The organism is Bacillus sp. SD127, from assembly GCF_058566445.1.
The window spans coordinates 840,728-862,714 of the sequence record NZ_CP191226.1; the positions used below are offsets into that span (position 1 = coordinate 840,728).

Sequence of the window (21,987 nt, forward strand, 5' to 3'; positions counted from 1 at the left end):
ATTAGTTATATCTAATTATAACTGATTATGTTTGGGTTATGTGGGTTTTTTTACATTCTCCGAAAAGGTATAATGAAATAGGAGAGTGATGATGATGAATGAAACCTCTTCCTATACGATAGAAGAAGTTGCTGGTCTGCTGAAGGTATCAAAGCTGACCGTTTATGATTTGATTAAAAAAGGCATGATCCCTGCTTACCGTGTCGGAAGGCAGATGCGTGTCGATGAAGCAGATTTAAAGCAATATAAGGCGAACATGAGAATGTCTCAGCCTGTGTCTTCACCCGAAGAGCCGAGAAAGGCACAGGAGCCGATGCCGGAGGGAAGGCGGAATGTCGTCATCAGCGGACAGGATATATCGATGGATCTGCTCAGCAAGCATTTGGAAAATGCCATTCAAGAGACGCCGCTCCGCCAATACAAAGGCAGCTTAAACAGCCTCATTGACATGTACCAAGGCAAATGCGACATTGTCAGCCTGCATCTGTACGATGCGGAAACCGCTCAATATAATACGCCTTATGTGAAACGCATTCTGTCAGGCGAACCGTTTTGTCAGATGAATGTTGTCCTTCGCAAAGCCGGCTTATACGTTCAAAAAGGAAATCCGAAAAACATACAAAGCTGGGATGACCTGAAACGAACCGACATCCGCATCATCAACAGAGAAAAAGGATCGGGCGCAAGAGTGCTGCTTGACGAACAGCTTGGTCTGCTTGGTGTGACACCTTCAGACGTCAAGGGCTACAGTGACATTGTGACTGATCATTATGCTGTTGCCTCCCAAGTCTCGAGCGGACAGGCAGACGCGGGAATCGGGGCGCAGCACGCGGCACATATGGGAAGCGTTGATTTTATCCCGCTCATCGAGGAACAATACGACATTGTCATTTTGAAAAAACACCAGCAGCTGCTTGAAGCTGTAAAGAGCATCTTGAAATCGGAAGAATATAAGGCCAACCTGTCTCATCTTAATGGCTATCAAACGAAGCTGACAGGTAAAGTGATATACGAAACATGAAAAAAATCCCTCGTAGAGGGATTTTTTTATTGACCATAAAAACGCAGAAGGTCTCCATTTAACATTTTATCAGAGAGAGACAGCTCTTCATTTGCTTTTTCTTTATAGGGAGCGCACGCATCTTGATTTTCTAACACTTCTCCTGTTTTTTGGCTATAGCATGTATTTTTCGTATATACATAGTCGTTCGTGATAAAGCTGCCGTTTCTCAGCACGGCAAATGGCGTTCGGTTGTTTGACAGCAAATCATTGCCAAACTGAATATCACCTTTTGTATCAATTCCGAGCAGGTGCATCAGAGTCGGCCTGACGTCAACCTGTCCTCCGGCATCGGAGATTGTTTCCGGGTTTTGATCAGTGATTCCAGGAATATGAATGATAAACGGCACCCGCTGAAGCTGGACGGTGTCATATGGCGTAATTTCACTTTTTCCTAAAAACTCAGCCAGGGCTTTATTATGGGCTTCTGATATGCCGTAATGATCTCCCATAAAGACAATCATCGAGTTTTCGTATAAGCCTTCATCCTTGAGCTTTTTGATAAAATGCTTCAGTGCTTCATCCTCATAGCGAACCGTCGTCACATAGCGGTTTAACAGGTCGCTGCTTGAATCATATTCATCAATCAGCTGATCCTTTTCATCAATTTCAAACGGAAAATGGTTCGTCAATGTGATGAAATTGCTGTAGAACGGCTTCGGCAGGCTTTTCAGTTTAGCAGCTGACTGTTCCAGAAATTCCTTATCCTTTAATCCCCAGCTTGTTGAGGTTTCAGGAGTCACATGGAACTCATCGACATCAAAAAAGCGGTCAATCCCAAACGTTTCATACATCACATCTCTGTTCCAAAATGTTTTATGATTGGCGTGAAAGACGGCTGAATAATAATCATTCTGCTTGAGTGATTTGTACATCGTATGAAATTGATGGTCACTTTTCGTAAAAAAGACGGCGCCGCTTAGGGAAGGGTATAGAGAGTTAGCGACGATAAATTCCGAATCAGACGTTTTGCCTTGCTCTGTTTGCTGATAAAAATGATCAAAGGAATAGCTCTTTTTCATCAGGTCATTCATAAACGGGGTAATTTCTTTTCCGTTTACCTTTTCATTCAGAACAAAGCTTTGAGTCGATTCAAGCGTCACAAAAATCACATTCCGTCCCTTTGCCAGTCCGAACTTGCTTGGATCAGGCTTGCTGTAGTCAGCCTCAGTGTAGTTTTTGATTGTAGAGAGGCTGTCTTCATCGGCAAATGCCTTCGCACTCATATTGACAGTCTGAGAAATGGTATCGTAGATGTGGAACTGAAACAGGCCAATACTTTTGACGAGCACTTCCCGGTCGAAGGAATGTGCCAATAGCTTCGGCTGTTCAATTTCTGCAAGTCCCAGCGTACATATAAGAATCCCGCAGGAAGCGGCATAGTACCGCTTGACCGTACGGGGGTTCGCTTTCGACTCGGGACTCTTCTCTTTTCTGGAAAGCAGCAGAAGAAAAGCCAAATCCGCAAACAGAGCGATGAACAAAGGATTGAACAGTTCTTTTACACTGCTGCCCATATCGCTCATGTTGCTGGCCTGAAACAAAACCGGGATGGTAATAAAATCGATATAAAAGCCGTAAAAAATCGTGTTGGAGATCAAAATGGCAGTCAGAACCAAATTGGCAATCAGCAAAAAGATGCGCTGCTTGCTGCCTTTTAAAAGCAGGCCAATCCCAAATAGAGGGAGTATGAAGCTAAGCGGATTGATCAGCAGAATCAGCTCCTGCAATAGAGAGTCGATCTGCAAATCAAAACCCAGTTTATAGATCACATAAGTTTTGATCCACATGAATAAGATGGATAAACTTAAAAAACGCTGATTGTGAAAAAAGGTTCCTTTCATCAATTTATAACTCCTCACGTTTTCTTGAACATCTGCCATGAGATGCTTCTTATGTAAAACCTACTAAAAACAGTCTTCTTAGACAAGCTTCAGCACTCGTGTTTAAAACATGCGCCCATGGAACAGCATATAAAAATAATAGCATGACGCTATTGTCAGACCGGCCAACACAAGCTGTTCGGAAAAACTGCCTGTCTTCATATACAACGGCAGCCGTATGCGAATGGTTGAAGGGAATAACAATTTGATGCCATTCACTGTCCAGGCATCCAGAACCAAGTGGCTTGCCATTCCGATCATCAGCCCTGCTGATATGTTTTTATCTGGAATATATGTGGCTGTGATAAAAAACATGATGAGCAGAAACAGCAGGCTGTGTGTAAAGGTGCGGTGGCCAAATACGGAACTGACAATTTTCGATAAGATAGGAAATTTTCTTCCGATTTTACTTTGCGTGTGGCAGATGTCGGGAATTAATGCGCCAACCGCGCCGGACGCCGCCATGAGTACTGGGTCAAATCCATAATAATAAGCCGCTGCGGTACAAGAAGCGATGCCTCCCATGATGTGTGTTTTTCCTGTCATTTCCCCGCTTCTCCTTTATCTTTTGCAAAAATCTCTGAATTACAAATATATCAAGAGAATGTATGTTTGAGCAACAGAACTTTGGCCGATAAAAAAATGAGCCGCATAATTTCCTGAGAAAAAGGCATCTTAAAGATGTACCTATTTTCTAAAAGAGGTGATACGAATGGCTTTCTTTAATAAAGATAAAGGTAAACGTTCTGAAAAAGAAAAAAACGTAATCCAAGGAGCTCTTGAGGATGCCGGTTCAGCTCTTAAAGATGATCCGCTTCAAGAAGCTGTGCAAAAAAAGAAAAATAATCGCTAACCGCATGCGGATAGGGCTTGGCTCTATCCGCATTTTCCATCTGTTCCCTTTGACAGATCATTCTTTCTTTGATAACCTTCTGGGAGTAACTGAATAAATAAATCCTCACTCTTTCTCAGTGAGGTAGAGGTTGCGCGGATGATGAGTCACACATGCCAGGCTGACAGGAGCTGTTAAACATGTGTAAAAGGCATCAGCGCCGAAGTGTGGAGAAAGCCGATCCTTTTCTATGCTGGGACTGTATCTGAATAAGTGCAGGACTGCCGCGTGCTTTTTCGCGGAGGGCTATCCGGAGATCAAGGGTGTGTGTTTCTTTAAGCATGGACTTTTGTTCAGGCTTTTTTTGTGTTTACATGATCTCGGGTTCTGGTCCGTACAAAGAATCATTGGAGGTACTGGAATGGAACAGACAAAAAAATGGGGTTTTTGGTTATTAACGGCGTTTGTCGTTGGAAATATGGTTGGATCGGGGATTTTCTCCCTGCCAAGTTCGCTTGCTTCGATTGCAAGTCCGCTTGGCGCTACGTCCGCCTGGCTTTTGACAGGTGCGGGCGTGTTGATGATTGCGCTTGTCTTCGGGCACTTGTCTATTCGCAAGCCTGAGCTGACAGCGGGGCCGCAAAGTTATGCGAGAGCGCTGTTTTCTGATCCAAAAAAAGGGAACGCTGCCGGATTCACAATGGTGTGGGGCTACTGGGTGGCCAGCTGGATCAGTAACGTGGCGATTATCACAAGTCTAGCCGGTTACTTGACTTCGTTTTTCCCAATTTTAGTTGATAAACGTGTACTGTTTGCTGTCGGCAGCCAAGAGGTAACACTCGGCCAATTGCTGACGTTTGCTGTATGTACGATTTTGCTCTGGGGAACGCACACGATTCTTGTTGCAAGCATTAACGGTGCTAGTAAATTAAACTTTATCACAACGTTTTCAAAAGTATTAGGTTTTGTTTTCTTTATCATTGCCGGATTGTTTGTGTTTCAAACGACATTATTCGATCATTTTTATTTTCCGATTCAAGGTGAGAACGGCACAAGCATTGGCATCGGCGGACAGGTTCACAACGCCGCCATTTCTACTCTATGGGCGTTTGTCGGAATTGAATCAGCAGTGATCTTGTCTGGACGCGCGCGTACTCAGCGTGATGTGAAACGTGCGACCATCACAGGTTTGTTGATCGCGTTAAGCATTTACATTATTGTCACATTGATCACAATGGGGGTTCTGCCGCACGATAAGCTTGTCGGATCTGAAAAACCGTTCGTTGATGTGCTGTATGCGATTGTCGGAAACGCAGGAAGCGTGATTATGGCGCTACTGGCGATTCTTTGCTTATTCGGAACGATGCTCGGCTGGATTTTGCTTGGCTCTGAGGTTCCGTACCAAGCTGCTAAAGCAGGAGATTTTCCGGCGGTCTTTGCGAAAACAAATAAAAAAGGAAGCCCGGTTATTTCTTTGATCATTACAAATGTGATGTCACAGGTCTTCATATTCTCTGTTATTTCCCGGACAATAAGTGACGCATTTACGTTTTTAACGACAGCGGCAACCCTTGCGTATTTAATTCCGTATTTAGTGTCTGCGATTTACAGCCTGAAGCTTGTTATAAAAGGCGAAACGTATGATCAGCTGAAAGGTTCCCGGGTAAAAGACGGATTGATCGCGATTTTAGCGTGTGTATACTCATTGTTTGTTATCGTAACAGGCACAGCGGATTTAACGACATTTATTCTCGGTATCGGTTTGTTCTTTGTCGGTCTGGCAATTTATCCGTTTGTGATAAAGAAATTCTCTAAAGAAAAACAAGCATAAAAAAAGACACCTGACAATGCAGTCAGGTGTCTTTTTTATAAAAACGTTATTTCTCCTGTTATAAGTCCCATACACAAAATAGCGGACAGGAACGCTGTCAGTGATAGGACATTCGAATATGCAAAAAACGCTTTTTCCGTTTCTTCAGAAAATGAAACAAAGCCAGCACTTAAATAAAAACGAGAAGCACATGAGAAAAAGGCTTTCCGATATAAAGACCGTTGAAAAAACTTACGGCGATGATGATGCAGCTTAATATGAATTGAGAAAGAAAATATGCGATGTGGTTCAATATGAGTTGCTCCGTCCTGTCGGATTCTTTGCAATATAGAAAAGAGCCGCAGATCAGTGCGGCTCTCTTTGTTTATTTTGTTAAGCTTTTCGTGATAAACTTCAGCTGTCCTTCTAGTGAAATCGGGTCTGAGAAATAGAAGCCGATCGGGTCAATTTTATAGACATGATCATTTTTGACAGCATCGAGGTTTTTCCAAATGGAACTGTCAAATACGCCGCCATCGTCTCCGCCTGATTGCCATGGACCCGCGAAAATGTAATCTCCGGCGAAGTCAGGGAGCTTTTCTAAAGAAATGCTGGTATACCCTGGGCCTTGGTCAATCGCTTTTTCCTTTGTCAGCTTTGTGGCCTGTAAACCAAGATCTTTGTAGACGATGCTTCCGCCTCTTCCGAAATCTTTACCGAATACATAAATGTCTTTGCCGTTTGTTTGCATAATAGAAACTGTTTTGTCACCAATGACTTTTTGAATTTTTGTTTTGGCTGCCGCGACTTTTTTGTCCCACTCGGCAAGCCACTTCTCCGCTTTATCTTCCGTTCCTGTCATTTTTGCGAATTCTTTAAACTGTTCGATGTTATCGAGTTTATCGTATTTCACCGCAACAGTCGGCGCGATTTTTTCGAGCTTTTTAATATCGGCGCCTTGTGTAGTCCAAACGATGATCAGGTCAGGCTTTAAATCAATCACTTTTTCAACAGAAGTGCCGTCTCCGATATTTGTGACACCATCGGTTTTACCTTTGTAGTAAGGGTTTTTAAATACATTTTCAGGTGCACCGACGACGTTGATGCCCAGTGTTTTGAAGTCTCCGTAGTAGCCGTCAGCCATGACAACCACCCGTTTAGGATGTTTGGGAATTTTTACATTTCCGTTTTCAGCCTTGTATGTAACGGTTTCTTCGTCTTTTGAATCAGAGGAAGAGCCTTTGCTTTCTGAGTGATTTCCGCAGGCTGCCAGCGCTGCAATCAATAAAAGAGCAAAAAAAGCGGCACCAAGCTTCTTGTATGTATGGGTCATATCTCATACCTTCTTTCCAAATAAATAGATGATAAAGAGAATCATTATCACCTGTGATTATATCATCACAAGTGCCAGTTGACACGATATTTTTGCATTCATATTCTCATTTTTATCAAAACGCTCTATTAAATCAGCAGAAAAAAGTGATATACTGAAACAGCAATTGATAATCATTATCATTATCGAAAGGAAGTACGGCTGTTGAGTCACATGAAAAATAAACAGATGATATCAGATGAAGAAATTCAATGGACATCCCGGTCGTTTGGTGCGGTCATTGTGCTTGTTGCGGGGGTATGTTTATTATGCTTCGGCGCGATGCTGTCCATTTCTCTCGGTGCTGCGGATATCCATTTACGGACTGTGTGGGACGCCATCTTTCATTTCCAGCCAAATGAAACCTCACACCAAATTATACACGATCTTCGGCTGCCAAGAACGGCTGCTGCCGCGCTTGTCGGCGCATTGTTAGCCGTGTCTGGGGCGATCATGCAGGGCATGACGAGAAACCCATTGGCGGAGCCTTCTATTATGGGGATAACATCGGGCTCTGCTTTTGCTATTTCGATTGCGTTTGCTTTTTTTCCAGGACTTTCTGCCTTCGGGCTTGTGCTGTGGTCCTTTGCGGGCGCCGGACTGGGGGCATCGACGGTATTGGGCATCGGCATGTTTTCCAGGGGCGGTCTCACGCCTGTAAAGCTTGCTCTTGCCGGAACGGCCGTCAGTTATTTCTTTACGGGCATTTCAACCGCAATTGCGCTCCGTTTTGATGTAGCACAGGATGTCAGCTTTTGGTACGCAGGCGGGGTAGCGGGTGTGAAATGGTCAGGCGTTCAGCTGCTGGTTATTGCAGGAGCTGTCGGTTTGACGTTTGCGTTTATCATTGCCCGGTCTGTGACGGTGTTAAGCCTCGGTGACGATCTGGCGAAGGGGCTTGGGCAATATACATCAGCGGTGAAACTGGTTGGCATGCTTGTCGTTGTGGTGTTGACGGGAGCTGCTGTTTCCATTGCCGGCACTATCGCGTTTATCGGACTGATCATTCCTCATATCACAAGGTTTTTGGTAGGGGTTGATTATCGGTGGATTATTCCTTGCTCGGCGGTGCTTGGCGCTGTTTTGCTTGTTTTTGCTGACATTGCGGCCAGACTCGTGAACGCGCCGTTTGAAACGCCTGTCGGCGCGCTGACCTCTCTCATCGGTGTTCCCTTTTTCTTTTATTTGGCACGTCGTGAAAGGAGAGGGCTGTAATGAAAACGAAAAAACCTCTTGTTGTGATAGCAGTGACTTTTCTGCTGATCATGTTTGTCTTTTTTATCAGTCTGAATCTGGGTGTCATTAAAATTGCCCCATTGCAAACGCTCAAGGTCTTTTTCGGCCAAGGAACGGCGCGGGATGAGCTTGTCTTATTTGAGTTCAGGCTGCCGCGAATAATTTTGTCGCTGCTTGTCGGGGCGGGTATTGCTGTTGCCGGAGCCATTTTGCAAAGCGTGTCTCAAAATGATTTGGCTGAACCGGGTATTCTCGGGATTAACGCCGGGGGTTCGCTTGCTGTTGTGCTCTTTATTTACTTTTTTCAAGGGTCAGCATCAGATCTCGGCTTTTTAGGGACGTTTATGCTGCCGTTCAGCGCTCTGGCAGGCGCGTTCCTCGCCGCGTTTCTCATTTATCTTCTGGCTTGGAAAAAAGGTGTGACTCCGATTCGGCTGATCCTAGTCGGAATCGGTGTAAATGCCGGATTTAATGCCCTTTTGCTTATTTTTCAGCTCAAAATGGACCCGCATGACTTTATGCAGGCTGCAGTTTGGATATCAGGCTCGATATGGGGGGCCAATTGGAACATGATCTGGGCGGTACTCCCCTGGATTGTGATTTTGCTTCCTTTTACTTTATATAAAGCACGCTATCTGAACATTTTACAGCTGGGAGACCAATTAGCGACCGGACTTGGCACTGCTGTTGAAAAGGAAAGACGGATTCTCCTTCTGGCAGCGGTCGCTCTTGCCGCATCCTGTGTGGCAGCTGCAGGAGGCATCGCGTTCCTCGGATTAATCGCACCGCATGTGGCAAGGAGGCTTACCGGTCCCCGCCACCAGACGCTTATACCGGTTTCCGCCTTTATCGGCGCGTTTCTGTTTCTTCTGGCTGATACGCTGGCGAGAAATGTATTGGCACCGTCAGAAATTCCGGTCGGACTTGTCATCTCCGTTTTAGGTGCGCCTTACTTTATTTATTTATTGATGAAATCGAATTGAGGAGGGGACCGAACTTGAATTCATTATCAACGGAACAGCTTGGGATCGGTTATGGCGACAGGCTGATTGTAGAAGATTTAAATATATCCATTCCTAAAGGAAAAATAACAACCTTAATTGGGCCGAATGGCTGCGGAAAGTCAACGATATTAAAAACGATGTCCAGAATTATGCGCTCACATCAAGGTGCCGTTTACTTAAACGGCAATGCGATTCATAAAATGTCTACTAAGGACATTGCGAAGGATATGGCCATTCTGCCGCAGACGCCTGAGGCTCCGAGCGGTTTAACGGTGTACGAATTGGTGTCGTACGGCAGATTTCCGCATCAATCAGGCTTCGGCAGATTAAATGATGAAGACCGCCGCATCATCAAATGGGCACTCGAAGAAACCGGCATGGCGGAATACCATGAGCGTCCGATTGAGGCATTGTCAGGCGGACAGCGTCAGCGCGTGTGGATTGCGATGGCGCTTGCACAAGGGACAGAGCTGCTTTTGCTTGACGAGCCTACAACATATCTCGATCTCGCACATCAGCTCGAAATCCTGCAGCTGCTTGACAGACTGAACAAGGAGCAAGGACGGACGATTTTAATGGTGATTCATGATCTGAATCACGCGGCCCGTTTTTCCCATTATATGATTGCGCTCAAAAAAGGCACGGTCATCAAGGAAGGGACCGCACTGGAGGTCATGACGCCGGATATTTTGAAGCGGGTATTCCAGATTGATGCCGAAATCGTCACTGATCCTCGTACAAATAAACCAGTATGCTTAACCTACGACCTGATTAAAACTGAAAAACAGCTTGTTTCTGTGTAAGAAAAATCCCGGCATGACGCCGGGATTTTTTATTTTTAACCACAAAAATATAATTTTTCTTGCTAATTCCAGATTTTGAAGAAAAAGATTGAAAGTCTATTTGAATTAATAGATAATATTGGTTAGAATGTTTCGAAAATATTACGAAGATTACAGAAAGAGGAGATCATTGTGTCCAAGAAGAAAAAATGGCTTATTGCCGGTTCGATATGTGCCGGTGTGCTCGTACTGGCGGGGATCGGTGCCGGCGGTTTTTACTTTTTTACTCACATGAACCAAGTTGCCGTATCATCGGAGCCTTATGCTGAATCGGTCGCAGTGTATATGGGCGGTGAATCTGAATCTGCCCAATCGTTTTCGGGAAAAGTTGAGCCAGAGAAACAGCAAAAAGTATACATAGATTCAGAGAAAGGAAGCATTAAAAAAACGTACGTCAAAGAAGGCGATAAGGTTAAAAAAGGCGATAAGCTTTTCGAGTACGAGGGCGAGGATCATTCTGACGAAATTGAGCAAAGCAATTTACAAACCGAAATGACAAACCTTCAAATCAGCCGCTTGCAAAAATCAATAGCAGAAACTGAGAAGAAGCTAAAGACAGCCGGAAAAGACGAGAAAGCACAGCTTCAAGACGAGCTTGACCAGGCCAATTTTGATTTAAAGACAAGCCAGCTTGAACTGAAGCAGCACCAAAAAGAACTGGCTGCACTTACGAAAAACAAAGGTTCAAATGTGATCACAAGCAAGCATGACGGTATCGTTCAAAGCGTCAATCAGGATATTGCGGACGGCGCAACGGGTGATCAGGCAGCAGGCCCGTATATCCAAATCGTTTCAACGGGCAAATACCTTGTGAAAAGCCAAATCAACGAGCTGTTAATGGACACGATTAAAAAAGGCAGCAAAGTCAGAGTTACGCTGAAAACAGGCGGTGAAGGCGAGTGGAAAGGCAAGATTACTTCAATCGGCAAGCTTCCTGCTGGAACAGGCGAGGGGGAAGAGTCAGAAAGTTATGCTGAAGAGGAAATGAATCCCCAATCCTCTAACTATCCTTTCACTGTTTTATTGGACAGCCATAAGGGCCTTGAAGTCGGCTATCATGTCAATATTGAAGTCATGAGTGACGAAGCAGATGCGAATACCATTAAGCTGCCGTCCGACATGATTATCCAGGATGATGGCGAACCATACGTTTGGAAGACGGATGAGGAGCAGAAAGCGGTTAAACAGCCTGTTGAAATCGGGGAGACAGACGAAAGTGACATGGTCGAAATCAAAAGCGGCCTGACACCGGAAGATTATGTGATCTATCCTGATCCCGCGGTCAAGGAAGGAAAGCAGGTTACAGTCAATGCTGACACTGAATAATATTTCTAAATCGTACAAGCTGGGCAAAGAAGAGGTGCCGATCTTAAAGCATATTAATCTCACCGTCAAAGCTGGTGAATTTCTGGCCATTATGGGGCCGTCCGGTTCAGGGAAGTCTACGTTAATGAATATTATAGGCTGTTTGGACAGGCCGACCTCCGGAACCTATATGCTGGACCAAATGGATGTATTAAAAGGGAAAGACGGTGCTTTGGCTGACATTCGCAACGAATCGATCGGGTTTGTGTTTCAAACCTTTCATTTGCTGCCGCGCCTTACCGCACTGCAAAATGTCGAGCTGCCGATGATTTACAATAAGGTAAAGAAAAAAGAAAGAAGGCAAAGAGCCTATGAAGCTCTTGAAAAGGTTGGTTTGAAAGATAGGATCTCTTACAAGCCGCCAAAGCTGTCCGGCGGACAAAAGCAGCGGGTGGCGATTGCCAGAGCCCTTGTCAATCAGCCTCGGTTTATTCTGGCAGATGAACCGACCGGGGCGCTTGATACAAAATCAAGTGAACAAATTTTGTCGCTGTTTTCACAATTGCATCAGGAAGGCACAACGATCATTATGATTACCCATGACCCGGACGTCGCCAGAAAAGCCGACAGAACCGTGTTTATCAGAGACGGAGAATTAGTGTTAGACGAGAGAGGGATTAGCCATGCTTGAACATATTCGGATCTCCTTTCAATCTATTTTTTCACATAAGCTGAGGTCGATTCTTACGATGCTTGGTGTCATTATCGGTATAGCGGCGATCATTGCGATCGTCTCTATGCTGAAAGGCCAAAGCGAGCAATTAAAGCAAAGCATGATCGGCATGGGAAATAACGCGATTAATGTTGTGTACCAGCCAACAGGCGGGGAGGAGGAAGGCGGTTATCAGGAGGTTTCTTACACGTCCGCACCCCCTGTATCTGAAGAGACCATTAAGGCAATAAAATCAGACCCGGTTGTAAAAGGATTATCTTTATATTACTTGTCCGAAGGCGCCACCGTTTTTCACTTAACGAACGTTTCTTATCCTCAAGTGTACGGAGTGGATGCTGATTATTTCAATATGTTCCCGATCAGCATCACTGAGGGGAGAAAGCTGGCGGAAAAAGAATTAAACAGCACACACCAAGTGGTTATGATCAATGAGGCCGCAAGAGATGAGCTGTTTCCTGACGGTGACGCTCTGCACAAAAACATTGAGATGAACGGTGTGCCGTTCCGGGTTGCCGGTGTTTTTCATGAAAAGAAACAGGAAGAAAGCATGTTTGATGGCGACTATGCGAATCCGGTTTTATATGTGCCGAAAAAAGTGTGGCCGCTTATTGAAGGATTCGACGCGCCGACACAGATTGCGGTGCAGGCAGACTCTTCTGAGCATATCCAAGAAGCCGGTGTAATGGCCGCGGACCTTCTAAATCAAGGACTGTCAGATGCTGATTTGGAAAAAGCGGAGTACAGCGTGATGGATCTTCAGGAGGTCGCTCAGGAAGTGGAGTCCTTTAACCAGTCATTTGCTCTGCTGCTTGGCGGAATTGCAAGCATCTCACTTTTGGTCGGAGGCATCGGTGTCATGAACATTATGCTTGTTTCAGTGACGGAGCGAACGCGGGAAATCGGAATTAAGAAGGCGCTCGGTGCCAAGCGGCGCGTGATTTTATTTCAATTTTTAACAGAGGCCGTCGTGCTGACAAGTATTGGCGGAATTCTCGGTGTGCTGGCGGGCTTTGGCATCGCTAAACTTATCACGGTGATCTTTCCGATGCCTTTTATCATCTCCGTTCCGGCAGTTATCGGAGCACTCATTTTCTCAATGGCAGTCGGCATTATTTTCGGCTTGCTGCCGTCCATTAAGGCATCGAAGCTTCAGCCTGTTGACGCGCTTCGATATGAATAAAAAGAACGCATCCAATCGGATGGCGTTCTTTTTTTATTTGGGCAGTGCTGAATTGCATTTATCCAAAATAAGAAAAACGGCTGCGAGGATCATTTCTTCTGTGGTTGACAGCCAAATGTTATGAATCATTTGATCTGCCGTATAAGCGGTCATCCATAAAAACAGCAGCTGGACGGTGCCGGCCATAAGGATAAAAGCTCGTTTTCCAGTCTTAAAAAACGTAAAACTATGTATCATCAGCCGTTCAAAAGGTTCAAAGCATAGTCCGAGCACAAGAAATAACATAGCAAAAAGCAGGACATGAGCAGCTGATCGGTAGCTCGTTCCCGCCAAAGAAAAGACACAGAGAATGATTGTAAAATAGCAAAATAACACAGCCGCCGCTGCCAGCACATACTGTACGGCCTGCCGTAATAAATACTTTTGATGTATCACTGGTTCAGCTCCTTATCAGCGCTTGCAGAGAGAGAACGAGCGCTCTCTGCAAGCTGCCAGTTTTTTATTTACTGCTTTTCTTTTTCACAACCGGATGCTTTTCTTTTGAAAGGACATCCGTAAACTCTTTGCCTAAGTCAAGGTGTTCTTGGACGAAGGTTTCAGGAAGCATTGCGAGCCATTGGTTTAAAGACACATCAGCATAATGGTCATCTTTAAAGATTTCTAAAAAGACGAGCGGTTCATCGCCGAGGTTTTCTACGTAGTGGCCCATCGCAAATGGAACATAACCGACATCACCGGCTTGATAGTTAAAGGTTCTCGCATGGCCGTCAGCAGCAAAAACGGTCATTCTCGCTTTACCGGAGATGTAATATTGCCATTCATGCGTATTCGGATGCCAGTGAAGTTCTCTCATGGCGCCTGGTTCCACGGTTACAAGCGCGGATGCAATGGTTTTAGACACTGTAAAGTTTGTCGAATCCGCAATGTACACCTTTCCTCCTTCTGATGCAATCGGCTCCTGTTCAAGAAGGCGGTACGTAAACGGATAAGGCACTTCGCCGTACGGCCCTTCCACAATGTCATCTTTTAAACAGCCGGGCACAGGTTTTTCAAATATATATTTTTCTTTGCCCGGCAAATTGGCGATTTCTTCTTCTGTTACGCCAAAATTAGCGGCAATCACTTCTTTAGGGGTGTGGGCAAGCCAGTCTGTCAGCTGGAACGTGCTGTTTTCAGAGAATGACCCGTCGTCAAACACGAGCAGGAACTCTGCCCCTTCTTCAAGCGCTTGAATCGAGTGCGGCAGGCCTGACGGGAAGTACCATAAATCTCCTTCGCCTACATCATCAATAAAGCTGCGGCCCTTTTCATCCACAATCGTGACGCGTGCTTTCCCGTAGATCATATAAGCCCACTCTGCTTCCTTATGCCAATGAAGCTCTCGAATGGCGCCAGGCTTCAGCCGCATATTAACAGAAGCCAGGTTTTCTGAAATCGGCAGCTCACGTACGGTAACTTCACGGGCGTACCCGCCTTTTTCCAAACGGTTATGAGTATCTGAGAAAGAAAACTTCATATTTTCAACGGTGCCATGATCGGTTTCCGGCGGTACGAGCATATCGGGATTCTGCCGGTCCCTTTCAATATTACGCGGGATTTTCACTGTCGCTCCCTTATCTCCTCTGATTGGCTGGGGAATGTCGTTTTGTTTTTTCATTTTCCTGTCTCCTCCTTAAAAATAATTGTGGCGCAGAAAGAGAATGTGAAAGGCCTTTCGTTTTCCCTTCTGTCTTGTTAAGTGAAAAAAACCGATGAAAAGTCAACTTCGATACAAAATTAATGTTTCGCTTTCTGATCTTTCAGCTCTGTCATCAGTTCAATGAGCTGATCGAATTTTTTCTCGAAACGGGTCAGCAGGTACATCGCGATCAGTGCCGGGAACCCGAGATTGCTGATCTGCTTGACGACTTCCTCTATAAAAACCTGATCCATGAAAAACACCTCCCTCCTTTTTGTGCAGTCATGTAAGTAAGTGAAGGGAATCCAAGAAATCGTAAACCATGACTGGAAGGTTTGCTTCAGCAAGCGCTAGTCTGAAAGTAGTAGTTTACTTTTTTTTGCTTTCCTTCATTTAATTTAGTAGGGAGGCGGTTTGATGGACTATCAAGGTCTGTTGCGATCGAAATGTAAGGAGATTATGAAGCATCCCATCGTGAAGCATTTTTTGAGCAACCCTCAGCATTACCGTTTGTTCAAAAATGTAATGGAAAACCCGAATGAAAAGGATGCAAAATCGTTGGACGAGCAATTCAAGCAATTTTATAAAGAGATTCGCATCGTCAAGTATATGAATTCAATGATTCGGATTTTTTCCATCGATTTTGATAAGCGGGTTCGCAAAAATCAAAAACGGTATCCGCTGACGGTTGATCATCCGGAAGCAGGAGAACGACTTCCTTCCGAAACGGGAAGTGACGCGTTTGAGGAATTTTTAGACCTGCAGGATGATTTGAGCCAGCATGTCCAGGATTATCAGCTTTATCAAGCGATCCAGAAGCTGACTGACAAACAAAAAAGCGTGCTGACAAAAGTCTATCTTCACGGTGCCACGATGCAGGAAATCGCTGATTCATTAGGTGAGTCCCGGCAAAATATCTCTAATATTCATAAAAAGGGATTAGAAAATATCAGGAAGCAGCTAGAGGCGCAAAAAAAGGGGGAAAAGTAAACTGTGAGCGGCCAGTTTGAACATAATAGGAATAAAGATGAAATGTACGACATTGAGCATCTGATTGCATGCTTTTCACCGATGATCAGAAAAAAACTCAGCAATACGTCCTATCAAGAAAGAGAAGATTTGGAGCAGGAGCTGAAAATCAAAATGTTTGAAAAGGCTGATATGCTTCTGTGTCAGGATGTTCCGGGATTTTGGGAGTTTATTCTGTACATGGTAGACGAGAACTCATAACGATACCTCATTCTAAGAAAAACGGGAACATTTTGCAGGTTCCCGTTTCCTGCTGTTCACCCCCGTCAAGAGCCCTCCTATTCAAAAATGTACCAAAAAGAAACGATATAATGATAAGATGAAAAAAAACAGTGACAGAAAGGAACATAAAAGTGGAAAATGCGTCAATTTTAATCGTAGACGATGAGAAAGCGATTGTGGATATGATCAAACGCGTTCTCGAAAAAGAAGGTTATCGACATATACTGGATGCGGCAAGTGCAGAGGAAGCCATTCCGGTCGTCAAGACAAATAAGGTTGATTTAATCGTATTGGATGTCATGATGGGCGGAATGACCGGTTTTGAGGCGTGCACATTAATCAGGGAGTATTCAGACGCCCCGATTTTTTTCCTGACGGCGAGATCATCGGACGCTGACAAATTATCGGGTTTTGCGGTCGGAGCTGATGATTATATTACAAAACCATTTAATCCGCTGGAATTAGCCGCGCGGATCAGAGCGCATTTAAAGCGTACGTATCAGTCGAATGCAGCTGAATCAAACAAAACCTATACATATGATTACTTTACATTTTCTCCGCAAAATGCCGAGCTGATTGTGGGCGGGGAAACTGTAGCCTGTTCGGCTCAGCTTTTGCAGCTGCTTCAGTATTTTTGCGAACATCCCAATGTGGTGCTTTCTAAAGATCAAATTTATGAAAAAGTATGGGGCTATCCTTCGTACGGAGATAACAATACCGTCATGGTTCATATCCGTAAGCTCCGGGAAAAAATTGAGCGTGACCCGAGCAATCCGGAATATATCGTAACCGTTCGCGGTCTCGGATACCGTTTTATCCCGAGTCCAGAAGGAAACGGAAAGCGCCCATGAGGTTAAGGTGGAAGTTTCTGTTTCACTTTTTCGGGCAGATGCTGATTGTTATCCTTCTTCTTTCGATCATGCTTGTGGCTTCCTTTTTCTATTTAGACGCGCGATTCAGCGATGCGGAATCCAATTCAGGGCTGACAAAGGCAACGACTGACACGCTTGAGGCGTATCTCGATGTAAACGAAGACGGGTCATGGGAAGTGGACGACTTTCTGAAGAAATCTGTTGATAAACAGCACGGATGGATGCAAATCATTGATTCTAATGGGAAAACGGATTATTCCTACAGCGTGCCGAAAGACGTGCCCGGCACCTACACCAAGAAGGAGCTTTTGTCTATTTATAAAAGCAAGAAGCTTGATAACTATAAGCTGAATTATTGGGCAATCAATATTGAAGACAAGTCGTACCTCCTCTTGTTCGGCTGGAAATCAAAGAGCGAACAGCTGCTGACTTCCATTGAAAGCCGTGAACCCTCCATCGACTCTTTGTCACAATATAAGTCCAGTACAATTGACTATATTAAGCGTGAAAAAGGAGCCGTGTATCTGTTAGACAGAAACGGGAACATACTCGACAGCATTAACAGCAAGAAAAGCGAAAGAAAAACGATGAACCAGCTGGAGCTTCTCAAATACAGCTCTAAACCATGGAACTATAAACGGGAGATTTCTGTTAAATTCCTCGATCAAAACAGGTGGATGGTCGCTTCGGTGCCAAACCCTGTCTATATTACTGACCAGGAGTTTAATAAATCGTTTCTGAGGGTTGTCCTGAAAGCAATGTTTCTGATTATGGGCGTTCTGATTCTTTATATATTCTGGATGACTGCCTGGTATATGTTCAGATTCGGCTTGCCGATTTTTCATACAATCAAATGGCTTGTCAATCTATCAAAAGGGAAGCTTGAAGAACCGAAAAACCGTAAAGGGCGCCCTGTCAGTAAAAACAAAAAGGGAAAAATCAAACAGCCGTACCGCTTCTTCGGTGAGATATTTGAATCTATGGATCAGCTGACTGAAACGCTGAGACAGGATAAGACAAACAGAGAAAAAATCCAGGCGACACGGGAAGAATGGATCGCCGGTTTGTCTCATGATTTAAAAACACCCCTCAGCAGCATTTACGGTTATAGCATGATGCTTGAATCGAAGCAATATGACTGGTCTCCTGATGAAGTGAAAGAAATGGGACAGGTTGTCAGAGAGAAATCGGAATACATGTCAAAGCTGATCGAGGACTTAAATTTAACGTATCGTCTGAAAAATGACGCTCTGCCGATGGAGAGAAAGCTCACGAACCTCATTCCGTTTTTTAAAAATGTCATTGAGGACTTCAAGAAAAATCCGTTTTCTGAAGGATATGATATTTCATTTGTATCAAGAGAAGAGCATATTGAATTTGCGCTGGATGAAGCCTGGTTCAGACGCATTCTGGAAAATCTGCTCGGAAATGCTGTGAAGCACAACGATAAAGGAACAGCGATCCAGGTGATTCTTGAACAGACAAAAAATCATATTTCATTGAAGGTCAAAGACAATGGAAAAGGAATGGATGAGGAAACGATTACCCATTTATTTAACCGTTATTACAGAGGAACCAATACGAAAGATCCGGCTGCCGGGACGGGGCTTGGACTGGCGATTGCCAAAGAGCTGGTGCACCTGCATAACGGAACGATTCACGTCAACAGCAGGATCAATATTGGCTCCGTCATTACCATCCTTTTCAAAAAAGAATAAGGCGTGTGGTTTGGACACCTCTTTGCCGGGAATAACAATATATAGACTGAAGCTAAAGAGGTGTTACACATGGATGCAATATTAGAAGCAGACACTAGGGCAGTAATCGGTGAAGGTCCGTTATGGGATGAAGAAAACGGCCGTCTATACTGGGTTGATATTTTAGGAAGCGAGCTCCATATTTTCGATCCTAAAGAAAAAATCAATCGTTCGGTCAAATTTACATCCTTTGTGACGGCGCTTGCGAAATATTCAAAGGATGAGCTGATCATGACGATGAAAGACGGTTTTTACCTGTATCATCTTCATGATGACAGTCTTGAAAAAATCAAACAGCCGAAGGATATGCATGAGAGCCTTCGATTTAACGACGCCAAATGTGATCCGTACGGAAGGCTTTGGGCAGGAACGACGAGCATGGAGGGCGAACAAAAACAAGCCTCGCTTTACCGTTTGGACACAGATGGCAGCCTTGTCAAAATGAAAGATCAAGTTTCAACCTCGAACGGTTTGGATTGGGATCGCGAACGCAGCTTGATGTACTACATTGACACGCCGACGCAGGAGATTGTGTGCTATCAATACGATCCCGAAAGCGGAAACGTCTCAAACCCAGAAACCGTCTACCGTTTTGAAAAATCGGATGGACTGCCGGATGGTATGACAATTGATCAAAACGGCATGCTGTGGGTGGCGCTGTTTGGCGGGAGCCGTGTGGTTCACATTGATCCTTTTCAGAAAAAAGAAATTGGTTCAATAAGTGTTCCGGCCAAATATGTCACGTGCTGTGCGTTCGGCGGCCAGGATATGAAAACCCTTTACATCACAACGGCTACTGAACAAATGACCGAAACAGAAAGATATGAACAGCCTCATGCGGGCGGATTGTTTTCAGCCAAACTTGAAACGGGCGGATACCAGCCGGTTCCATTCGCTGGGGAGTTATAAAAAAAACGCATCCGAAAGGGACTGACCCCTGTTTTTGAGACAGGGATCAAAACACTTTTATACAGCCAATTGCCGATAGCTTATCGGTGATTGGCTGTTTAGTTTCGTTTGAATACGAATGTTGTTATAATAATAAATGTATTCTTTGACAGTGCGTTCTACGATGGCGGTCGTGGTTCGATCAATGCTGTTAAGATAGAACGTTTCAGACTTTAGTGAGGAATGAAACGATTCGATGGAGGCATTATCAGCGGGCGTCCCTTTGCGGGACATGCTCATGGTAATGCCTTTTGTTTTAACAGCTTTCTGATACTCATAAGATGTATACACAGATCCTTGGTCACTATGTAACACGCAGTTCTGAGGCAGTGTTGGCAGCTGATCAAGTGTGTTTAAGACAAAGTCTGTGTCCTGCTTATCTCCAATCGTGAAAGCAATTACTTCTCCATTGTATACATCCAATATACTGGAAAGATACAATTGTTTCTGTCCATAAGGCAAATACGTGATATCCGTTACTAGTTTTTCAAGAGGATGATCGGACTGAAAGTTCCGATCTAATATATTATCAACCACGGCATATGGCTGCCCATTCTTCTTGCGCTTTTTCACCTTAACCCGGCACTGCCACTGATTTTTCTGCATGATACGCTGAACCGTTTTATGGTTAATACGCATTTCCTTTTTTAATATAGCTGTAATTTTTCGATATCCATATCGATACTTGTGCTCTCGGCACAACGTGCCGATTTGTTTTTCAAAATGGCGCTTGGGATGATCTTTCATCAGGTTCTTCTTCCAACGATAATAAGACGCTCGTGAGATACCTAAATGAACACAGATATTCTGTACGGTCATTGTGCCGTGCAATACTTCTACAAGTTAGACTGACGTTTGGCTATCAACTTCCTTTCCAATTCGTTGTACTTTTTTAAAACTTCATTTTGTTGTCTCAGATAACGGTTCTCTGCCTGCAGTTTCTCTAATTCGGAAGAATACTCCGGACCTTTTCCGTAAGTGTATTGCTTACCAACAGGCTGTTCAAATCGATGTGTATCCCCAGCTTTATGCCATCTAACCCATGTCTGAACCTGCGTCTTATTCCTGATATTCAATTCCTGCATGATCTCTTTCATAGGCACGCCTGCCAATCTCATTTCTACAGCCTTCTGTTTGACTTCAATCGGATAACTCATTCTTGTTCCCATACAAAAAACACCTCCAAGTCTTATTTCGGATAACAACTATCCGTTTTCAAACTTGAAGGTGTTTTTTATTTGTCTCATCTTATGGGGTCAGTCCCGAAAACGGATGCGTTTTTGTATTTAAAGTGAACGGATAATTCCGCCTTCCACACGCTGTGCCGTGCCGTTAATGGCAGATGCAGCGTCAGATGCGAGGAATACAATTGTGCTCGCGACTTCTTCGGCTGTTGCGTATCTTTGAATGAGTGAAGTCGGCTCATTCACTTTAAAATAGTCTTTCACAAATGTATCTGTATCCTGGCCGGCTGCCTTTGCGGCGCCCTCCATATAGGAAGCAACGCCTTCTGTCCAAGTAGGACCCGGAAGCACTGAATTAACCGTAACCTTTGTGCCCTTTGTCATTTCAGCCATTCCTCTGGACAGGCTGATCAGCGCTGTTTTGGTCATTGAATAAGGAATCATAGTCGGAAGCGGTTTGACGCCTGCTTCACTTGCGATATTCAAAATGCGGCCGCTGTTTTTGGCAAGCATCTTTGGAAGGAAGTGACGGCTTGTCCGAACAGCGCTCATCACGTTTACTTCAAAATATTGATTCCATTCTTCATCCGTTACCTCGGCGAAATCCTTCACTTCAAAGAAACCGAGATTGTTGACAAGAACATCTATATCACCGATCTGCTTCACTTTTTCAAGAAAAGCTGCTGCTTCATCCGGTTTTGATAAGTCGGCGGCTGCTCCATGCACCGTTCCATATGAAGAAAGCTCTTCAACCGTGCGATCGACTGTCTCTTGTTTTCGGCCATTGACTATAACGGCTGCACCTTCTTGCAAAAAGCTTTTCGCTGCGGCTTTCCCGATGCCGGAAGTTGAGCCTGTGATTAAGACAAGCTTGTCTTTTAGCTGTAAGTCCATAAGAATCATTCCTTTTTTATTGATCATGCTACTTAGTATACAAGATGAAATTTAGTGTTTACGAGAATTTTGCTTCCATACATGCAGCGGCGGAAAAGTCATTCATACTGCATATACAAGCCTGTCAGCCATATAGTATAATAACT

General features: G+C 44.4%; 21 protein-coding genes, 1 pseudogene and 1 riboswitch. Of the genes and pseudogenes, 14 read left to right on the top strand and 8 right to left on the bottom strand.

From position 1 onward, the window contains the following. The first annotated feature begins 94 nt into the window (after positions 1 to 94). The gene (locus tag ACQVGS_RS04320) at positions 95 to 1,021 is read left to right on the top strand and encodes a substrate-binding domain-containing protein (protein ID WP_255002630.1); all 927 of its coding nucleotides are present in this window, start codon (positions 95 to 97) and stop codon (positions 1,019 to 1,021) included. Positions 1,022 to 1,047: 26 nt separating this feature from the next. On the opposite strand, the gene ACQVGS_RS04325 is transcribed toward ACQVGS_RS04320, so the two are convergent. Then, positions 1,048 to 2,904, bottom strand: a complete 1,857-nt coding sequence (locus ACQVGS_RS04325; protein WP_326374553.1) for an LTA synthase family protein — start codon at positions 2,902 to 2,904, stop codon at positions 1,048 to 1,050. A gap of 102 nt (positions 2,905 to 3,006) precedes the next feature. Next, positions 3,007 to 3,489 carry a metal-dependent hydrolase gene (locus tag ACQVGS_RS04330; RefSeq protein WP_326374554.1) on the bottom strand — a complete coding sequence of 161 codons (483 nt, stop codon included), beginning with the start codon at positions 3,487 to 3,489 and terminating at the stop codon, positions 3,007 to 3,009. A gap of 166 nt (positions 3,490 to 3,655) precedes the next feature. Between ACQVGS_RS04330 and sspJ the strand changes: the two genes are divergently transcribed. Further along, positions 3,656 to 3,796, top strand: a complete 141-nt coding sequence (sspJ, locus tag ACQVGS_RS04335; RefSeq protein WP_010331863.1) for a small acid-soluble spore protein SspJ — start codon at positions 3,656 to 3,658, stop codon at positions 3,794 to 3,796. Positions 3,797 to 3,912: 116 nt separating this feature from the next. Continuing rightward, a riboswitch (Lysine riboswitch) is annotated at positions 3,913 to 4,092 on the top strand. 104 nt (positions 4,093 to 4,196) lie between these two features. Further along, positions 4,197 to 5,606: an amino acid permease gene (locus ACQVGS_RS04340; RefSeq protein ID WP_024122826.1), complete on the top strand. Its 1,410-nt coding sequence runs from the start codon at positions 4,197 to 4,199 to the stop codon at positions 5,604 to 5,606. Between the two features lie 364 nt (positions 5,607 to 5,970). Here the strand turns inward: ACQVGS_RS04340 and ACQVGS_RS04345 are convergent, their stop codons facing one another. Continuing rightward, a complete protein-coding gene (locus ACQVGS_RS04345; protein ID WP_024122824.1) occupies positions 5,971 to 6,918 on the bottom strand; it encodes an iron-hydroxamate ABC transporter substrate-binding protein in 948 nt (315 codons plus the stop codon). Positions 6,919 to 7,131: 213 nt separating this feature from the next. On the opposite strand from ACQVGS_RS04345, the gene ACQVGS_RS04350 reads away from it, so the two are divergent. From ACQVGS_RS04350 to ACQVGS_RS04375, 6 genes are all read left to right on the top strand, one after another. Next, positions 7,132 to 8,172, top strand: a complete 1,041-nt coding sequence (locus ACQVGS_RS04350; RefSeq protein ID WP_369810958.1) for a FecCD family ABC transporter permease — start codon at positions 7,132 to 7,134, stop codon at positions 8,170 to 8,172. Then, on the top strand, positions 8,172 to 9,176 hold the full coding sequence (locus ACQVGS_RS04355) for a FecCD family ABC transporter permease (RefSeq protein WP_106019549.1): 1,005 nt from the start codon (positions 8,172 to 8,174) through the stop codon (positions 9,174 to 9,176). Before ACQVGS_RS04350 ends, ACQVGS_RS04355 begins: the two co-directional genes overlap by 1 nt. A 14-nt stretch (positions 9,177 to 9,190) precedes the next feature. After that, on the top strand, positions 9,191 to 10,000 hold the full coding sequence (locus ACQVGS_RS04360; RefSeq protein ID WP_024122821.1) for an ABC transporter ATP-binding protein: 810 nt from the start codon (positions 9,191 to 9,193) through the stop codon (positions 9,998 to 10,000). 171 nt (positions 10,001 to 10,171) lie between these two features. Beyond that, positions 10,172 to 11,365 carry an efflux RND transporter periplasmic adaptor subunit gene (locus tag ACQVGS_RS04365; protein WP_024122820.1) on the top strand — a complete coding sequence of 398 codons (1,194 nt, stop codon included), beginning with the start codon at positions 10,172 to 10,174 and terminating at the stop codon, positions 11,363 to 11,365. Continuing rightward, complete coding sequence (locus tag ACQVGS_RS04370) at positions 11,349 to 12,035, top strand: ABC transporter ATP-binding protein (RefSeq protein WP_024122819.1); 687 nt, start codon at positions 11,349 to 11,351, stop codon at positions 12,033 to 12,035. The genes ACQVGS_RS04365 and ACQVGS_RS04370 overlap by 17 nt, the downstream gene beginning before the upstream one ends. Then, entirely contained in the window at positions 12,028 to 13,257 is a 1,230-nt protein-coding gene (locus tag ACQVGS_RS04375; protein WP_101859963.1) for an ABC transporter permease, read from the top strand. Before ACQVGS_RS04370 ends, ACQVGS_RS04375 begins: the two co-directional genes overlap by 8 nt. A 33-nt stretch (positions 13,258 to 13,290) precedes the next feature. Here ACQVGS_RS04375 and rsiO read toward each other — a convergent pair whose 3' ends face one another. The 3 genes from rsiO to ACQVGS_RS04390 form a co-directional block, all read right to left on the bottom strand. Further along, positions 13,291 to 13,692 (bottom strand): acid stress-sensitive anti sigma factor RsiO, encoded by a 402-nt coding sequence (gene rsiO, locus ACQVGS_RS04380; RefSeq protein ID WP_101859964.1) that lies wholly within the window; start codon positions 13,690 to 13,692, stop codon positions 13,291 to 13,293. Between the two features lie 64 nt (positions 13,693 to 13,756). Continuing rightward, positions 13,757 to 14,914 (bottom strand): oxalate decarboxylase, encoded by a 1,158-nt coding sequence (oxdC, locus tag ACQVGS_RS04385; RefSeq protein WP_010331853.1) that lies wholly within the window; start codon positions 14,912 to 14,914, stop codon positions 13,757 to 13,759. A 119-nt stretch (positions 14,915 to 15,033) separates the two neighbouring features. Beyond that, positions 15,034 to 15,189: a YvrJ family protein gene (locus ACQVGS_RS04390; RefSeq protein ID WP_024122815.1), complete on the bottom strand. Its 156-nt coding sequence runs from the start codon at positions 15,187 to 15,189 to the stop codon at positions 15,034 to 15,036. Positions 15,190 to 15,394: 205 nt separating this feature from the next. On the opposite strand from ACQVGS_RS04390, the gene sigO reads away from it, so the two are divergent. The 5 genes from sigO (at position 15,395) to ACQVGS_RS04415 (ending at position 19,724) form a co-directional block, all read left to right on the top strand. After that, positions 15,395 to 15,925, top strand: coding sequence for an RNA polymerase sigma factor SigO (gene sigO, locus ACQVGS_RS04395; RefSeq protein WP_105954123.1), 531 nt, complete (start codon positions 15,395 to 15,397; stop codon positions 15,923 to 15,925). A gap of 3 nt (positions 15,926 to 15,928) precedes the next feature. After that, positions 15,929 to 16,165, top strand: coding sequence for a sigma-O factor regulator RsoA (rsoA, locus tag ACQVGS_RS04400; protein ID WP_024122813.1), 237 nt, complete (start codon positions 15,929 to 15,931; stop codon positions 16,163 to 16,165). A gap of 152 nt (positions 16,166 to 16,317) precedes the next feature. Beyond that, positions 16,318 to 17,037 carry a two-component system response regulator YvrH gene (gene yvrH, locus ACQVGS_RS04405; protein WP_024122812.1) on the top strand — a complete coding sequence of 240 codons (720 nt, stop codon included), beginning with the start codon at positions 16,318 to 16,320 and terminating at the stop codon, positions 17,035 to 17,037. Beyond that, a complete protein-coding gene (gene yvrG / locus ACQVGS_RS04410; RefSeq protein WP_491831051.1) occupies positions 17,034 to 18,776 on the top strand; it encodes a two-component system sensor histidine kinase YvrG in 1,743 nt (580 codons plus the stop codon). Before yvrH ends, yvrG begins: the two co-directional genes overlap by 4 nt. Positions 18,777 to 18,845: 69 nt before the next feature. Beyond that, a complete protein-coding gene (locus ACQVGS_RS04415; protein WP_101864063.1) occupies positions 18,846 to 19,724 on the top strand; it encodes an SMP-30/gluconolactonase/LRE family protein in 879 nt (292 codons plus the stop codon). Between the two features lie 57 nt (positions 19,725 to 19,781). On the opposite strand, the pseudogene ACQVGS_RS04420 reads toward ACQVGS_RS04415, so the two are convergent. Together ACQVGS_RS04420 and ACQVGS_RS04425 are read right to left on the bottom strand one after the other, a co-directional pair. Further along, positions 19,782 to 20,932, bottom strand: a pseudogene (locus ACQVGS_RS04420) (IS3 family transposase). Positions 20,933 to 21,049: 117 nt separating this feature from the next. After that, the gene (locus tag ACQVGS_RS04425) at positions 21,050 to 21,841 is read right to left on the bottom strand and encodes an SDR family NAD(P)-dependent oxidoreductase (RefSeq protein WP_024122809.1); all 792 of its coding nucleotides are present in this window, start codon (positions 21,839 to 21,841) and stop codon (positions 21,050 to 21,052) included. Positions 21,842 to 21,987: the final 146 nt, after the last annotated feature.

Excerpts from the sequence above, each read along its gene's own strand:
- ACQVGS_RS04320 (WP_255002630.1), top strand. The coding sequence starts at position 95 with ATGAATGAAACCTCTTCCTATACGATAGAAGAAGTTGCTGGTCTGCTG.
- ACQVGS_RS04325 (WP_326374553.1), bottom strand. The coding sequence starts at position 2,904 with ATGAAAGGAACCTTTTTTCACAATCAGCGTTTTTTAAGTTTATCCATC.
- ACQVGS_RS04330 (WP_326374554.1), bottom strand. The coding sequence starts at position 3,489 with ATGACAGGAAAAACACACATCATGGGAGGCATCGCTTCTTGTACCGCA.
- sspJ (WP_010331863.1), top strand. The coding sequence starts at position 3,656 with ATGGCTTTCTTTAATAAAGATAAAGGTAAACGTTCTGAAAAAGAAAAA.
- ACQVGS_RS04340 (WP_024122826.1), top strand. The coding sequence starts at position 4,197 with ATGGAACAGACAAAAAAATGGGGTTTTTGGTTATTAACGGCGTTTGTC.
- ACQVGS_RS04345 (WP_024122824.1), bottom strand. The coding sequence starts at position 6,918 with ATGACCCATACATACAAGAAGCTTGGTGCCGCTTTTTTTGCTCTTTTA.
- ACQVGS_RS04350 (WP_369810958.1), top strand. The coding sequence starts at position 7,132 with ATGAAAAATAAACAGATGATATCAGATGAAGAAATTCAATGGACATCC.
- ACQVGS_RS04355 (WP_106019549.1), top strand. The coding sequence starts at position 8,172 with ATGAAAACGAAAAAACCTCTTGTTGTGATAGCAGTGACTTTTCTGCTG.
- ACQVGS_RS04370 (WP_024122819.1), top strand. The coding sequence starts at position 11,349 with ATGCTGACACTGAATAATATTTCTAAATCGTACAAGCTGGGCAAAGAA.
- ACQVGS_RS04375 (WP_101859963.1), top strand. The coding sequence starts at position 12,028 with ATGCTTGAACATATTCGGATCTCCTTTCAATCTATTTTTTCACATAAG.
- oxdC (WP_010331853.1), bottom strand. The coding sequence starts at position 14,914 with ATGAAAAAACAAAACGACATTCCCCAGCCAATCAGAGGAGATAAGGGA.
- ACQVGS_RS04390 (WP_024122815.1), bottom strand. The coding sequence starts at position 15,189 with ATGGATCAGGTTTTTATAGAGGAAGTCGTCAAGCAGATCAGCAATCTC.
- sigO (WP_105954123.1), top strand. The coding sequence starts at position 15,395 with ATGAAGCATCCCATCGTGAAGCATTTTTTGAGCAACCCTCAGCATTAC.
- yvrG (WP_491831051.1), top strand. The coding sequence starts at position 17,034 with ATGAGGTTAAGGTGGAAGTTTCTGTTTCACTTTTTCGGGCAGATGCTG.
- ACQVGS_RS04415 (WP_101864063.1), top strand. The coding sequence starts at position 18,846 with ATGGATGCAATATTAGAAGCAGACACTAGGGCAGTAATCGGTGAAGGT.
- ACQVGS_RS04425 (WP_024122809.1), bottom strand. The coding sequence starts at position 21,841 with ATGGACTTACAGCTAAAAGACAAGCTTGTCTTAATCACAGGCTCAACT.